We start from the raw sequence: 13478 nt of genomic DNA, 5'->3' as shown, positions 1-13478 counted from the left end.
TAAGGTGAAGTTGAAGGAGGGAATTTTAAGAAGGTTGGAATGTAAGTTGAGACAGAAGGAAAGTGAGTGTGATGTGGGGAAGGGGGTAGAGGAGGGTTATGAGTAAAGGGAAATAGATAAAAATGATTATAAAAATAAATAGGTAAAATTATTGAGGTAGAAAAGAGAAAAATGATTTGAAAGAGGGTGAGAAAAATTGGGTTAAGATAAGTAGAATATGAATATATATATATGGATGAAAGATAAACCATAATAGATAGAAAGTGTTGAGGAAAGTAAGAGAGAGTGTGAAAGGATTAATATAAAAAAAGATAGGAAATGGAGGTAGGTAAGAGTTATAGATAAAAGAAGAAAAAGCAAAGTGATAAAGATAATAGAAAAATGAAGAAGAAGGTCGTCCGTGATCGCGGAGTCTGTGGCGCGCTGAGTTCGGAGGGGATCGTCGGCCGTCACCGTGCTATCCGTCCCTGTGAACCCCTGGGAGCATCTGATCAGCCTCTCGACGACGTCCCCTCAGACTATCGCCATATCGCCGCACCCGTCTCGAGCAGTGTCGTCACGGGGAGCTGGGGAGTTGTGCCGCATCCGGGCCCACGTCGATCAGGTAGTCCTGGAAACGTTCCCGCAGTGGCGCCTTGAGCATCTTGCCGGTCGCACCCATGGGAATCGAATCGGTGAAGACGACGCCGTCGGGGATCCACCATTTGGCCATCTTGCCTTCGAAGTGGGCGCGCAGTTCCTCGGCGGAGACGTCGGAGCCGCGTTTCCGTACTGCGACCAGTAGGGGACGCTCGTCCCACTTGGGATGCCGTACGCCGATGCAGGCCGCGGTAGTGATATCCGGGTGGCCCATCGCGATGTTCTCGATCTCGATGGAACTGATCCATTCGCCGCCCGACTTGATGACGTCCTTGCTGCGGTCGGTGATCTGCATGAATCCATCCGGGTCGATGGTTGCGATGTCACCGGTGGGGAACCAGCCGTCGACGAGCGGGTCGTTGTCGGCCTGTCCGAAATAGTGCGACATGACCCAGAGACCGCGGGCCATCAGGTGACCCGCGGACACCCCGTCCCATGCGAGTTCACGGCCGGTGTCGTCGACGATTTTCAGATCCATCCCGAAGACGCATCGTCCCTGCTTGCCCTGCACGGCGTACCGTTCCTCGGGCTTCGCCTGAAGGTGCGTGTTCTTCAGGACCGAGGCGGTACCGAACGGGCTGGTCTCGGTCATGCCCCATCCGTGGACGACCGTGACGCCATGGGTCTCCTCGAGTTCGCGGAGCATCGCGGGGGGACACGCTGCACCGCCGATGACGGCGCGTCGCAGCGTGGTGAACCGCAGGTGCCGTCGTTTCACGAACTGGAGTTGTCCCTGCCAGACGGTGGGCACGCTTGCCGACACCGTGACCTGCTCGGTTTCCTGCAAGTCGTACAGCGCCCCGCCGTCGAGGTCGGGCCCCGGAAAGACCACCTTCGCGCCGACCATGCACGCGGCGTAGGGGAGGCCCCAGGCGTTGACGTGAAACATCGGCACGATCGGCAACACAGTGTCGCGTGCGGACAGGCCGACCGAATCGGGCAGGGCGACCGCGAAGGAGTGCAGGACCGTGGATCGGTGGCTGTACAGGACACCCTTGGGGTTTCCGGTGGTTCCGCTCGTGTAGCACAGCGAGGATGCGGCGGCCTCGTCGAACTCGGGCCAGTCGTACATTCCGTCCTGTGCCTTCAGGAGGTCCTCGTAGGCCAGGATCGGGCCGGCCGGATCGGGCAGGTGGTCGCGGTCCGACATCAGCACGAAGTGCCGCACACTGGTCAGACGCGGCGCGAGTTCCTCGATGACGGGCAGGAATGTGAGGTCGAAGAAGAGCACCGTGTCCTCGGCGTCGGAGACGATCCACTCGAGCTGGTCGGGGTGCAGGCGGGGGTTGAGGGTGTGGAGGATGGCACCGGACCCGGAGACCCCGTAGTAGAGCTCGAGGTGCCGATATCCGTTCCAGGCCAGGGTGGCGATCCGGGTTCCCGGTTGGACACCGAGCGCCTCGAGCGCCTGGGCCAGCTGCCGTGACCGGGCGGCGAGGTCGCTGAAGGTGTAGCGGTGGAGGTCGCCTTCGACCCGCCGAGAGACGATTTCCTGCCGGCCGTGGTGGCGTTCGGCGTGGGTCAGGAGAGAGGAGACCAACAGGGGCTGGTGCATCATCAGACCGTTCACGGGAGCCTCCTGGTTGTCGGCAGTTCGGATTCGAGGGCGCGCGCGGAGATTTCGGAGAGTAGGGCGAGTGCCTGCTGTGCGGCGTCGGCGCCTCCGTCCACGTCGCCCCGGACGAAGAGGGGGCGGAGTTCTTCGATGTCACCGAGGGCGCGGAGCAGGTCGGGCTCGACGATGGAGTATTTGCGGAGTGTGTTCACGACCAGCATGGACGTGTGCACGATGTCCTCGTCCTCGGGGGAGACGCCGTGGTTGTGCAGGGCGTAGTTCGCCCAGTGGGTGCCGGCGAGCATTGCGGCCTCGATCTTCATCTCCCAGTCGCGGTCGCCGCAGTGCACTACCGCCCGCTCGATGCGCTCCGCGAGGAAGCGGTGGCGTTCTGCCCTCACGACACCGTCTCCTTCACTCCGGCCCTCGCGAAGAGGATCGCCTGCACGCGTTCGAATTCGCGCTCGCATTCGCCGACGATGTACCGGGTGGGGCGGCGCTCACCGCGCAGGCACGGGTCCCGGTGTTCCTCGAGCGCCTCGAGAGCGATTTCCAGGCACTGGATGTCCTCGGGAATCTCACCCTCGATCGGGGGCCACCCGACGTGGCTGACGTCGCCCGGGCCTCGCAGAACGCGCGCGTAACCACCGTCGGGCTGCGGCGCCAGGTGAACGCCGGGAATGGTGGAGAAGACCGGGTCGTCGCTGGTCAGGCCGGCGAGGTGCAGGCAGGCGTTGTAGGCGTTGGTGCCGGCGGTGAGGGTGGTCCAGTACCACAGCTCGAAGTGTTCGAGCGGGTCCAACCGAGTGCGCAGGTCGGTGAGCCGCTGGAACTTCTCCACATGGGATGCGGTCCTCACGATGCGTCCGCGAGTGCGTCGTCGACCAGCAGGACGATCTTGCCGAAATGCTGGTCGGTCTGCATGTAGGCATGGGCCGCCGCGATCTCGTCGAGCCGGTACGTCCGGTCGATGATCGGACTGATCGTGCCGGCTTCGAGCGGCGCGAGCAGGTCCCGGGCGCAGGCCTGCACACACGCCAGCCGCTCCTCCTCGGTGCGGGTGCGAAACGTTACCCCGATGAGCTTCAACCGTTTCAGCCACAGCGCGTTGAGATCGATGGTGGCGGTGCTCGACCCCAACCGGCCGATGTTGACCAGTCGTCCCTGAACGGCGAGGGACTCGAGATTGGCTTCGAACGCGGTCCCGCCGACCGAGTCGACGATGACGTCGACGCCGCGGCCCCCGGTGAAATCGGTGACGGCGTCGACCTGGCCGGTGGCGGAGACGTCGATAGCGCAGTCGACGCCCATCGACTTCAGCCGCTCGACCTTGCCTGCCGAACGGGACGTGGCGACGATCCGGGACGCGCCGAGTGCCCGGGCGATCTGGATCGAGGCCAGCCCGATGCCGCTCGATGCGGCGTTGACGAGCACCGTTTCGCCGGTCTGCAACTGTCCGTTGGTGATCAGCGCGTCGTGCGCGGTGATGAACACGTTGGGGAAGGCCGCGGCATCGGCCCAGGAGACGGAGTCCGGGACGCGCATCAGGGCGCGCGACGCGGCCGACGCGTACTCCGCCTGCCCGCCGTTCCCGTGCCCCATCACCCGGTCGCCTTCGCGCCACTGGGTCACACCGGGGCCGACCGCGGCCACCTCGCCTGCGAACTCGACCCCGATCGGTTGCGGCTCGCCGGTGCGCACCCGGCCGGCCTGCAGGATCTCTCCACGGTTGAGCCCGGCGGCTTTCACCTTCACCAGCACCTGATCGGGGCCGGGGGTGGGCGTGGGGACGTCGAGGACGGCGACCTTGCCGCCGTCGGGATGGGGGACTGCACGCGCTGCTCGCATGGGCTGCTCCTTCGACTCGATTGAGGAATTGATGTCGACATTAATCAAAATTCGAGTATTCTGCTAGCCAGCGGGCCACTTTTTCCGGCCCCGTTCATGAATCCGACTTCAGGAGACAGTCATGAGTGCTTCGTCTGCAGAACGTCTCGCCCGACTCCAGGGCAAGATCATCGACTTCCGTCTGCGGCCCCCCACCGGCCCCTACCGCAACTTCTTCACCCCCACCGTGGTGGGCTCGGTCAACCGCATTCTCGGCCATAGCGTGCCCCGCTCCTACACGATCAGCACCGACCCCTTCCCCCAGGCCGAGGAACGCGCACTGCGTGCGCTGATCGACGAGATGGACGCCGTCGGCGTCCGACTCGGCGTGATGAACGGTCGCCATTCGGTGAATCGCCCTGTGCCGGTGCATATCGAGGACGCCGACCTGGCCGAACTGACGCAGCGCACCGACAACCGGGTCCTGGGAATCGCGGGCATCGACTTCGACAAGCCCACCGAGGAGATCATCGCCGGGCTCGACACCGCGATGAAGGAATACGGCCTCGTCGGTGTCTGCATGGAGCCCGGCCTGGCACGCGAGCCCATGTACGCCGACGACGAGCGGATCTTCCCGATCTACGAGAAGATCGCCGAACTCGGTGTGCCGCTGCTGTTCATGACCGGGCCGCTGGCGGGACCCGACATCAGCCACACCGATCCCGTTCGTTTCGACCGGGTGGCCAAGCGCCACCCCACCATGCCGGTCATCCTGGGCCACGGCTGCTTCCCCTACGTCAACGAGGCGATCGCACTAGCGTTCAAGAGCGAGGCGACGGGCATTCACAACGTGTTCGTGTCCCCGGACGTGTACGCGTTCGCCCCGGGCGGACAGGGCTACACCCAGGGCATCAACTGGCTGCCGAACCGGTTCGTCTACGCCTCGGCCTACTCGTTCTGCGGTGTCGAGGAATCGGTGCACGAGACCCTGAAACTCGACATCGACGACGCGGCGCTCGATGCCTACATGTACCGCAACGCCGAGGCGCTGCTGCGTGGGATGGGGGCGTGAGATGACCGGGCGTAACACGAAGGTCACGATGCGGCGGCACCCCGCCGCCATGGTCAGCGAGGACGACTTCGCCGTCGAGGAGACGGACCTGCCGCGGCCCGGCGACGGGCAGGCCCTCGTGAAGGTTCTGTACCTGTCGCTGGACCCGTACATGCGGCCGATGATGGACCCGGTGCGCTCGTACGTGCCGCACCTGAATCCGGGTGACGTCATGCCGGGTGCCACCATCGCCGAGGTGATCGAGAGCAACGAACCCGAGCTGCCACAGGGCACCGTCGTGGCGTGCTCTCTCGGGTGGCAGACCCACGGTGTGGTGACCAAGGACGTGGTCCGTGTCATCGACCGGAACGCCGGCCCCGTGTCGGCCGCGCTCAGCGTGCTCGGAATGACCGGAGCCACAGCGCATTATGGTCTCCTCGAGCTCGCCAAGCCCACGCCCGGCGAGACCGTCGTCGTGACGGCGGCCTCCGGTGCGGTCGGCGGTGTCGTCGGACAGATCGCCAAGATCAAGGGCTGCCGAGTGGTCGGTATCGCCGGCGGGGCCGAGAAGTGCCGGTACGTCGTCGACGAACTCGGCTTCGATGCCTGCATCGATTACAAGTCCCCAGACTTCGAGAAGCAGCTCGCGGCCGCGACGCCCGACTACGTCGACGTCCTGTTCGAGAACGTCGGGGGTCCCGTACTCGACGCCGTGCTCGGGCGTATCAACGACCATGCACGCATCTCGCTGTGCGGCAACATCAGTGACTACAACGCCGACGAGCCGTACGGTCTCAGGGGCCTACGCCACCTGTTGATGCATCGGGTCACGGTCCATTCCTTCGTGATCGCCGAGCACCGCGACTACTGGCCCACCGCGATCGCCGAACTGTCCGGCTGGCTTGCAGAGGGAAAGATCAAGTACCAGGAGGACATCGCGGAAGGCCTGGACAGCGCACCGAAGGCATTCATCGCCATGCTCACCGGCGGAAACTTCGGCAAACAGCTCGTCAACATCGGGGCGTGACCCTTCCGATGCCCGCGTGTGCGGCCACTCGGGCACACAGGCGGGCATCGGATCGCGTCTGCCCACTCAACGACGGAACCGGCGCCGCGGTGGTGATGAGCGACACCAAGGCACAGCAACGAGATCTCACCCCGCTTGCGCGGATCGTCTCGACCGGTGGCGGCGCGTCCGCCTCGGCCACCCCTTCGGCATGACCGGCACACGAGTTACCGGAACATCGATCAATTCCCTTGTCCACCAAGAACAACAGTTCTGCATCACGCCAGTGTGCGTCGGCGGCGGTCGAGGTATGGCGATGGCGCTCGAGCGGCTGAGCTGAACCCGACAACAGAACCAGTTCGCGCGCCGAGGCGAACGCGAATTCCAGAGAACCGGAGCATGCGAGATGAACACACGATTGGGCAACAAGGTCGCGATCGTCACCGGAGCGAGCCGGGGAATCGGACTCGGCATCGCCGAGCGACTCGTGGCAGAGGGCGCGAAGGTGGTGATCACCGCCCGCAAACAGGATGCGCTCGTCGAGGCAGTCGCGGCACTGGGCGGCCCCGAGTACGCGCTCGCGGTGGCGGGCAGGAGCGACGACATCGATCACCAGACAGAGACTGTCAAGCGGGCGATGGACACGTTCGGGAGTGTCGACCTGCTCGTCAACAACACCGGAATCAACCCCGTATACGGGCCTATGGTCGAACTGGACTTGGACGCGGCCCGCAAGATCGTCGAGGTCAACTGCCTCGCGGCACTGTCCTGGGTGCAGCAGGCCCACAACGCCTGGATGGGCGAACACGGTGGGTCCGTGGTGAACATTTCGTCGGTGGCCGGAATACAGCCCGCGCCGGGCATCGGGTTCTACGGCGCCACCAAGGCGATGCTGGCACATCTCACCGCCCAGCTGGCCGTCGAACTCGGCCCGGATCTACGCGTCAACGCGGTCGCTCCGGCGGTGGTCAAGACCCAGTTCGCGACGGCCCTGTACGAGGGCAGGGAAAACGAGGTCATCGCCGCCTACCCGCTCAAACGGCTCGGTGTGCCGCAGGACATCGGTAGCGCAGTCGCCTTCCTGCTCTCCGACGACGCCGCGTGGATCACCGGGCAGACCATCGTCGTCGACGGCGGCCTGACGTTGACCGCGGGAGCCGAATAGCACTGCGTCACAACGTCTGTTCTCACCCTCGCGAGCCTTCCGGCTCCCACATCTCTTCAGCAATGACAAGGAGCGAGACATGTCTGATCAGCGCACCGCCATCGTGACGGGAGCCGCGCGCGGAATCGGCGCCGGCGTGGCGAAACGGCTGAGCCGCGACGGATTTGCCGTCGCCATATTCGACCTCGAGGAAGCTGCCGGTAAGCCGGTGGTGGAGGAGATCGAGAAGGCCGGGGGTCGCGCCCTCGCAGTCGGCGTCGACGTCGGTGACGAGCAGGGGGTGACGCAGGCCGTCGACCGGGTTGTCGAGGAGCTGGGTGCCCCGACGGTCCTGGTGAACAACGCCGGCATCACCCGCGACAATCTACTGTTCAAAATGACGACCCAGGACTGGGATGCGGTGATGACCGTTCACCTGCGCGGCGCATTCCTGATGACCCGCGCGACGCAGAAATACATGGTCGACGCCGGGTGGGGCCGGATCGTCAACCTCTCGAGCACGTCGGCGCTGGGCAACCGGGGCCAAGCCAACTACGCGGCGGCCAAGGCCGGTATGCAGGGTTTGACCAAGACGCTGGCGCTCGAGCTCGGCAAGTTCGGCGTGACCGCGAACGCGATTGCTCCCGGGTTCATCGAGACCGAGATGACCGTCGCCACCGCGGAGCGGATGGGTATGTCGTTCGAAGACTTCAAGGCGATGGGCGTCGCGGACATCCCGATGGGCCGGGTCGGCCAACCGGAGGACATCGCGGCGACCGTGTCGTTCTTCGCCCGCGAGGAATCCGGGTTCGTCTCCGGTCAGGTGGTCTACGTCGCCGGCGGGCCACGGGCATGACCGCTGAGAGCACCACTCACCGTGAGGTCGGCGCACGAATCGCGGAGCTCACCACAGCCTTCCCCCCTCGGTCCACCGAACCTCGCGAGTTCCAGAGGGCCCGCTTCGACGCCGGGCTTTCCTGGGTGCACTTCCCCCTCGGACTCGGCGGCCTCGGCCTGGTATGACGTGGGAGTATCCGGCACACCTCTACCTCCAGCGTGCCAAGGCCGACCAGATCGCATTCGGCACGCCGAGCGTGCATCGCACAGTCTTGAGCGAACTCGTACGCCTGCCGATCAAGAGGCTGCAGAACGGAAACCAGCAGCGTCGGAGTGGATCTCGCACATCGGTGTCGCTCGTCGCGGCACACACACCATCTACCGCAGGAAGTCGACAAATGGATATATCGCGAAGTGTGGCATTGCCACCCCCGACGATCGGCGTCGTTCGGGAGTCGAACGACGGTGAGCGTCGGGTGGCGTTGGTGCCGAAGATCGTGGCGTCGTTGATCGCCAAGGGCGTCGACGTGGTGGTCGAGTCGGGTGCCGGGTTGGGCGCGCTGATCCCGGACGAGTTGTACACCGAGGCGGGGGCGAAGATCGCCGACCCGTGGTCGGCGGACGTGATCGTCAAGGTCGCGCCGCCGTCGGACGAGGAAGTGGGCCGGTTGCATGCCGGGCAGACCCTGATCGGGTTCCTCGCCCCCCGCAATCAGGACAATCAGGTCGCCGCGCTGAAGTCGGCCGGCGTGCAGGCGTTCGCGGTCGAGGCGATCCCGCGGATCTCCCGCGCCCAGGTGATGGACGCGTTGTCGTCGCAGGCGAACGTGTCCGGGTACAAGTCGGTGCTGCTCGCGGCGTCGGAGTCGACCCGGTTCTTCCCGATGCTCACTACCGCCGCGGGCACCGTCAAGCCGGCGACGGTGCTGGTCCTCGGGGTCGGTGTCGCCGGCCTGCAGGCCCTGGCGACGGCGAAGCGTCTCGGCGGCCGGGCCACCGGCTACGACGTGCGCCCGGAGGTCGCCGACCAGGTCCGCTCGGTCGGTGCCCAGTGGCTCGATCTGGGGATCGACGCCGCCGGTGAGGGCGGCTACGCCCGCGAACTGACCGAGGCCGAACGCGCGCAGCAGCAGCAGGCGCTCGAGGATGCGATCAAGGGCTTCGACGTGGTCATCACCACCGCCCTGGTGCCGGGCCGTCCGGCGCCGCGCCTGGTGACCGCGGCCGCGGTGGAGGGTATGAAGCCGGGATCCGTGGTGGTCGACCTGGCCGGGGAGACCGGCGGTAACTGCGAGCTCACCGAGCCCGGCCGGACCGTGGTCAAGCACGGGGTGACGATCTGCTCGCCGCTGAACCTGCCCGCGAGCATGCCCGAGCACGCCTCGGAGCTGTACTCGAAGAACATCTCCGCGCTGCTCGAGTTGATGCTCGTCGACGGGGCGCTGGCCCCCGATTTCTCGGACGAGGTCCTCGCAGCGTCCTGCGTCACCCGAGACCCGGAGGGACACTGATGTTGTCGATGATCCTCGAGAGGTGCACAACGTCCGTGACGGCGTCCTGCACCGAATCTTCACACCATGCGACAACTACGCCCACTTCGATTTCTCGTATGGCACGCCGATCGAACTGGACACGAAAATCGAAGAGGGAGATCGGTAATGTACACCGAATTGTTGGCGAACATCGCGATCCTGGTGTTGTCCGGGTTCGTGGGGTTCGCGGTGATCTCCAAGGTCCCGAACACGTTGCACACCCCGCTGATGTCGGGCACGAACGCCATCCACGGCATCGTCGTGCTCGGCGCGCTGGTGGTGCTCGGCAAGGTCGAGAACCCGCCGTGGGGTCTGCAGGTGATCCTGTTCGTGGCCCTGGTGTTCGGAACGATCAACGTGGTCGGTGGTTTCGTGGTCACCGACCGGATGCTGGCGATGTTCAAGTCCAAGCCCACCGCCCCCGCCGCCCCTGTTGCTGTTGAGAAGGGTGGGGACAAGTAATGGAATACCTCGTCAACGTTTTGTACATCGTGGCGTTCGCGATGTTCATCTACGGTCTGATGGGCCTGACCGGCCCGAAGACCGCGGTCCGCGGCAACCAGATCGCCGCGGTCGGGATGGGTGTCGCCGTGGTCGCCACGTTGATCGCGATCCGGGACACCTCCAACTGGGTGCTGATCGTCGCCGGTCTGGTGATCGGTGTGGTGCTGGGGGTGCCGCCGGCGTTGCGGACGAAGATGACCGCGATGCCGCAGCTGGTGGCCCTGTTCAACGGGGTCGGCGGCGGCACCGTCGCCCTGATCGCGTACGCCGAATTCCTCGACTCGGACGGGTTCACCGCCTTCGCGCACGGTGAGTCGCCGACGGTGCACATCGTCATCGCGTCGCTGTTCGCGGCGATCATCGGGTCGATCTCCTTCTGGGGTTCGGTGATCGCGTTCCTCAAGCTGCAGGAAACCCTGCCCGGCCGGCCGATCGGCATCGGCCGGTTGCAGCAGCCCCTCAATGCGGTGCTGCTGATCGGGGCCGTCGCACTCGCGGTGGCCATCGGGATCAAGGCGATCGACCCGACCGGACCCACCAGCCAGTGGTGGATCGTGGGGGTGCTGGTGCTGGCGGCGGTGCTCGGGTTGATGGTGGTGCTGCCGATCGGCGGCGCCGACATGCCCGTGGTGATCTCCCTGCTCAACGCGCTCACCGGTCTGTCCGCCGCGGCCGCCGGACTGGCTCTGAACAATCAGGCGATGATCGTGGCCGGCATGATCGTCGGTGCGTCGGGTTCGATCCTGACCAACCTGATGGCGAAGGCGATGAACCGGTCCATCCCGGCGATCGTGGCCGGCGGGTTCGGCGGCGGCGGCGTCGCGGCGGCGGTCGGGGACGGCGCCGCCAAGACGGCGAAGTCCACCTCGGCGGCGGACGCGGCGATCCAGATGGCGTACGCCAACCGAGTGATCGTGGTCCCCGGGTACGGGTTGGCCGTCGCGCAGGCCCAGCACGCGGTCAAGGACATGGCCAAGCTGCTCGAGTCGAAGGGGGTGGAGGTCAAGTACGCCATCCACCCGGTCGCCGGCCGGATGCCCGGGCACATGAACGTGCTGCTGGCCGAGGCCGACGTCGAGTACGACGCGATGAAGGAAATGGACGACATCAACGACGAGTTCGCCCGCACCGACGTCACCCTGGTGATCGGTGCGAACGATGTCACCAACCCCGCCGCCCGCAACGACCCGTCGTCGCCGATCCACGGGATGCCGATCCTGAACGTGGATCAGTCGAAGTCGGTGATCGTGCTCAAGCGGTCGATGAACTCCGGCTTCGCCGGCATCGACAACCCGCTGTTCTTCGCCGACACCACCTCCATGCTGTTCGGGGACGCGAAGAAGTCGGTCGCCGAGGTCACCGAGGAACTCAAGGCCCTGTAAGCGGCTCCGCCGCCCGTGCGTGGTTGACGAGTCCAGAGACTCGCTAACCACGCACGGGCGCGAAGCGCCTTCGCGGCAGACTAGCCTGTGAAGGAACTGACCGCACACGGCAGAAAGGTTCGCGATGGGTCGGATCAAGACGCAGGATCTTCCGGACCTTTCCACGCTGCTGGTTCCACAGAACGAGCTGATGCTCGCGGTGGAGCAGGCCGTGCTCAGGAACCGGGGCGCGGCCGGTGTGGCGGCGTCTCTCGCCGAGCAGATCGCGGCGAAGCTCGCAGGGGTCATCACACTCGGCCATGTGGACTCGGGCCAACGCCTCCTCGAGCAGGACATCAGTGCAGTGCTGGAGGTCAGTCGGGCACCTGTGCGCGAGGCGCTGCGAATTCTCGAGCGTGACCGACTCGTGCACTTCCAGTCTCGGCGGGGTGCGGTGGTGACGGACCTGTGTGCGGGCGACGTTCGCGATCTGTTCGACGTCCGCGCCGCCCTCTACGTGATGTTGCTGCGCCAAGAACTGCTGGAGCAGCCGGAGGATCTGAAGGCGGTATTCGACGCCAACATGCCACGGGTGCTGCAAGGGGCGCGCGAGTCGGTCGACGCCTACGCGGTCGCCACATTTCTGCTGAACAGCACCGTTGCGCAGGTCTCGCGCAATCGCATCGTGGCGGAGCTGTTGCAGTCGGTCTCCTTGCAGACCCTTCGGTATGTGCGCGTCGGTCTGTCCGCCACGCCCCGCGACTTGCCGAAGTTCGCCAAGCGCTGGCGCGCTCTCCACAACGCGATCGTCGAGCACGACGCCGACCTCGCGGTCGAACTTGCCGAGCAACGGATTATCAGCGTCCGTGATTCCGCACTTCGCGAGCTCGCAGCGTCCGAGGAGAACGCCGGAGACCGGCGCGCCATCTGATTCCTGGCCCTCGCGCCTGCTTTCCTCGACCGCAGGTCGGGACGTTGTCGCTCGACCGGTCGGTGTGTGCAGAACTGACCAAAATTGTTGTCGACATAAATTGTGATTCCTGTTACGTTGTGACAGGCACCACTCATCCGGCCTGTGCCGGACATTCGAATCGTGAAGAATCAGCCGAAATCGAGGAGCCCTCGTGAAGCTTTGTGTCACCCCCCTGACCGGATCCATCGGCGCCGCAGTGGACGGCGTTCGCCTGGACGAGCCCATCGACGACCAGACCGTGGAGGCGCTGCGCGCAGCCTTCCGCGAGCACTGCACGCTCGTATTCCGGGACCAGTACGTAAAGCCGTTGGCGCAGATCGAATTTGCCCGGCTGTGGGGCGAGCCGGTAGTCACCGAAATGCTGAACCCGCTGGACGGGCACCCGGAGATCTTTCAGGTCGCCAACGTCAAGAAGGAGACCACCGCCACCGAAGCCTGGCACTACGACGGATCGTTCACCGCGGCACCACCGAAGATCACGATGCTCTCGGCGATCACCACCCCGGTGGGCGGGGACACGATGTGGTCGAACCAGTACCTCGCATACGAACGACTGTCCCCGGCACTGAAAGACACCCTCGACGGACTCATGGTGCGATTCAGCGGCATCCGGCTCGGCCGCATGCTCAACGTCGCCGAGCAGGACACCCCGACCGCGGTGCATCCGCTGGTGCGGACCCACCCCGAGACCGGGCGAAAGGCCCTGTTCGTGGGACACCGGGACAACGCCTGCATCGACGGCTGGACCCGGCAGGAAAGCGAACCCCTGCTCGAATACCTCTACCAGAGCTCGGTCACCCCCGACAACGTCTACCGCCACGCCTGGCGCGAAGGAGACCTCGTCATGTGGGACAACCGGTGCACCATGCACTACGCGATCCACGGCTACGGCACCCAGGAACGAGTCCTCAACCGCATCACCCTCCGCGGCGAGGTTCCCGCGTAGGAGCCCCTACCACCCGCTCGCCGCCGCGGCCGCGTAGCGCACATCCAGACGCGGTGCTCACTGATTGGAGCAGCAATGCAAGAAATCGATCGCCCCTCGGTGA

14 protein-coding genes and 1 pseudogene are annotated in these 13478 nt (G+C 65.1%); 11 read left to right on the top strand and 4 right to left on the bottom strand.

Annotated features, from left to right (window positions below):
* Positions 1-556: 556 nt before the first annotated feature.
* Genes OYT95_RS19640 through OYT95_RS19625 form a run of 4 tightly spaced genes read right to left on the bottom strand, consistent with a single transcriptional unit; the run spans position 557 to position 4042 of the window.
* Positions 557-2209: a 3-(methylthio)propionyl-CoA ligase gene (locus tag OYT95_RS19640; RefSeq protein WP_268788734.1), complete on the bottom strand. Its 1653-nt coding sequence runs from the start codon at positions 2207-2209 to the stop codon at positions 557-559.
* Positions 2206-2595 carry a hypothetical protein gene (locus OYT95_RS19635; RefSeq protein WP_128640559.1) on the bottom strand — a complete coding sequence of 130 codons (390 nt, stop codon included), beginning with the start codon at positions 2593-2595 and terminating at the stop codon, positions 2206-2208. Before OYT95_RS19635 ends, OYT95_RS19640 begins: the two co-directional genes overlap by 4 nt.
* Positions 2592-3053: a hypothetical protein gene (locus tag OYT95_RS19630; protein WP_112300032.1), complete on the bottom strand. Its 462-nt coding sequence runs from the start codon at positions 3051-3053 to the stop codon at positions 2592-2594. Before OYT95_RS19630 ends, OYT95_RS19635 begins: the two co-directional genes overlap by 4 nt.
* Entirely contained in the window at positions 3050-4042 is a 993-nt protein-coding gene (locus OYT95_RS19625; protein WP_128640558.1) for an NAD(P)H-quinone oxidoreductase, read from the bottom strand. Before OYT95_RS19625 ends, OYT95_RS19630 begins: the two co-directional genes overlap by 4 nt.
* Positions 4043-4163: 121 nt before the next feature.
* Between OYT95_RS19625 and OYT95_RS19620 the strand changes: the two genes are divergently transcribed.
* From OYT95_RS19620 to OYT95_RS19570, 11 genes and pseudogenes are all read left to right on the top strand, one after another.
* A complete protein-coding gene (locus OYT95_RS19620; protein ID WP_025432790.1) occupies positions 4164-5093 on the top strand; it encodes an amidohydrolase family protein in 930 nt (309 codons plus the stop codon).
* A 1-nt stretch (position 5094) separates the two neighbouring features.
* The gene (locus OYT95_RS19615; RefSeq protein ID WP_268788733.1) at positions 5095-6099 is read left to right on the top strand and encodes an NADP-dependent oxidoreductase; all 1005 of its coding nucleotides are present in this window, start codon (positions 5095-5097) and stop codon (positions 6097-6099) included.
* Between the two features lie 59 nt (positions 6100-6158).
* A pseudogene (locus OYT95_RS19610) lies at positions 6159-6418 on the top strand (hypothetical protein); the annotation flags it as partial.
* Between the two features lie 66 nt (positions 6419-6484).
* Positions 6485-7243, top strand: coding sequence for an SDR family oxidoreductase (locus OYT95_RS19605; protein WP_112300035.1), 759 nt, complete (start codon positions 6485-6487; stop codon positions 7241-7243).
* A gap of 79 nt (positions 7244-7322) precedes the next feature.
* Positions 7323-8078 carry a 3-oxoacyl-ACP reductase FabG gene (gene fabG, locus OYT95_RS19600; RefSeq protein ID WP_268788732.1) on the top strand — a complete coding sequence of 252 codons (756 nt, stop codon included), beginning with the start codon at positions 7323-7325 and terminating at the stop codon, positions 8076-8078.
* A complete protein-coding gene (locus OYT95_RS19595; RefSeq protein ID WP_268788731.1) occupies positions 8075-8245 on the top strand; it encodes a hypothetical protein in 171 nt (56 codons plus the stop codon). Before fabG ends, OYT95_RS19595 begins: the two co-directional genes overlap by 4 nt.
* A gap of 212 nt (positions 8246-8457) precedes the next feature.
* Positions 8458-9570, top strand: coding sequence for a Re/Si-specific NAD(P)(+) transhydrogenase subunit alpha (locus OYT95_RS19590; RefSeq protein WP_268788730.1), 1113 nt, complete (start codon positions 8458-8460; stop codon positions 9568-9570).
* Between the two features lie 147 nt (positions 9571-9717).
* A complete protein-coding gene (locus OYT95_RS19585) occupies positions 9718-10053 on the top strand; it encodes an NAD(P) transhydrogenase subunit alpha (RefSeq protein ID WP_268788729.1) in 336 nt (111 codons plus the stop codon).
* Positions 10053-11477 (top strand): NAD(P)(+) transhydrogenase (Re/Si-specific) subunit beta, encoded by a 1425-nt coding sequence (locus OYT95_RS19580; protein WP_268788728.1) that lies wholly within the window; start codon positions 10053-10055, stop codon positions 11475-11477. Before OYT95_RS19585 ends, OYT95_RS19580 begins: the two co-directional genes overlap by 1 nt.
* 124 nt (positions 11478-11601) lie before the next feature.
* The gene (locus OYT95_RS19575; protein ID WP_037245920.1) at positions 11602-12387 is read left to right on the top strand and encodes a GntR family transcriptional regulator; all 786 of its coding nucleotides are present in this window, start codon (positions 11602-11604) and stop codon (positions 12385-12387) included.
* Between the two features lie 193 nt (positions 12388-12580).
* Positions 12581-13375, top strand: a complete 795-nt coding sequence (locus tag OYT95_RS19570) for a TauD/TfdA dioxygenase family protein (RefSeq protein WP_268788727.1) — start codon at positions 12581-12583, stop codon at positions 13373-13375.
* The last annotated feature ends 103 nt before the right edge of the window (positions 13376-13478 follow it).

Source organism: Rhodococcus sp. JS3073, from assembly GCF_026810085.1.
Lineage (GTDB): Bacteria > Actinomycetota > Actinomycetes > Mycobacteriales > Mycobacteriaceae > Rhodococcus_F > Rhodococcus_F wratislaviensis.
The sequence above is the reverse complement of the archived record's forward strand: the minus strand, read 5'-3'. Positions and strand labels throughout refer to the sequence as shown.

Coding starts and splice junctions, on each gene's coding strand:
- OYT95_RS19615 (WP_268788733.1), top strand. CDS start 5,095: ATGACCGGGCGTAACACGAAGGTCACGATGCGGCGGCACCCCGCCGCC.
- fabG (WP_268788732.1), top strand. CDS start 7,323: ATGTCTGATCAGCGCACCGCCATCGTGACGGGAGCCGCGCGCGGAATC.
- OYT95_RS19585 (WP_268788729.1), top strand. CDS start 9,718: ATGTACACCGAATTGTTGGCGAACATCGCGATCCTGGTGTTGTCCGGG.
- OYT95_RS19580 (WP_268788728.1), top strand. CDS start 10,053: ATGGAATACCTCGTCAACGTTTTGTACATCGTGGCGTTCGCGATGTTC.
- OYT95_RS19605 (WP_112300035.1), top strand. CDS start 6,485: ATGAACACACGATTGGGCAACAAGGTCGCGATCGTCACCGGAGCGAGC.
- OYT95_RS19620 (WP_025432790.1), top strand. CDS start 4,164: ATGAGTGCTTCGTCTGCAGAACGTCTCGCCCGACTCCAGGGCAAGATC.
- OYT95_RS19590 (WP_268788730.1), top strand. CDS start 8,458: ATGGATATATCGCGAAGTGTGGCATTGCCACCCCCGACGATCGGCGTC.
- OYT95_RS19625 (WP_128640558.1), bottom strand. CDS start 4,042: ATGCGAGCAGCGCGTGCAGTCCCCCATCCCGACGGCGGCAAGGTCGCC.
- OYT95_RS19595 (WP_268788731.1), top strand. CDS start 8,075: ATGACCGCTGAGAGCACCACTCACCGTGAGGTCGGCGCACGAATCGCG.
- OYT95_RS19575 (WP_037245920.1), top strand. CDS start 11,602: ATGGGTCGGATCAAGACGCAGGATCTTCCGGACCTTTCCACGCTGCTG.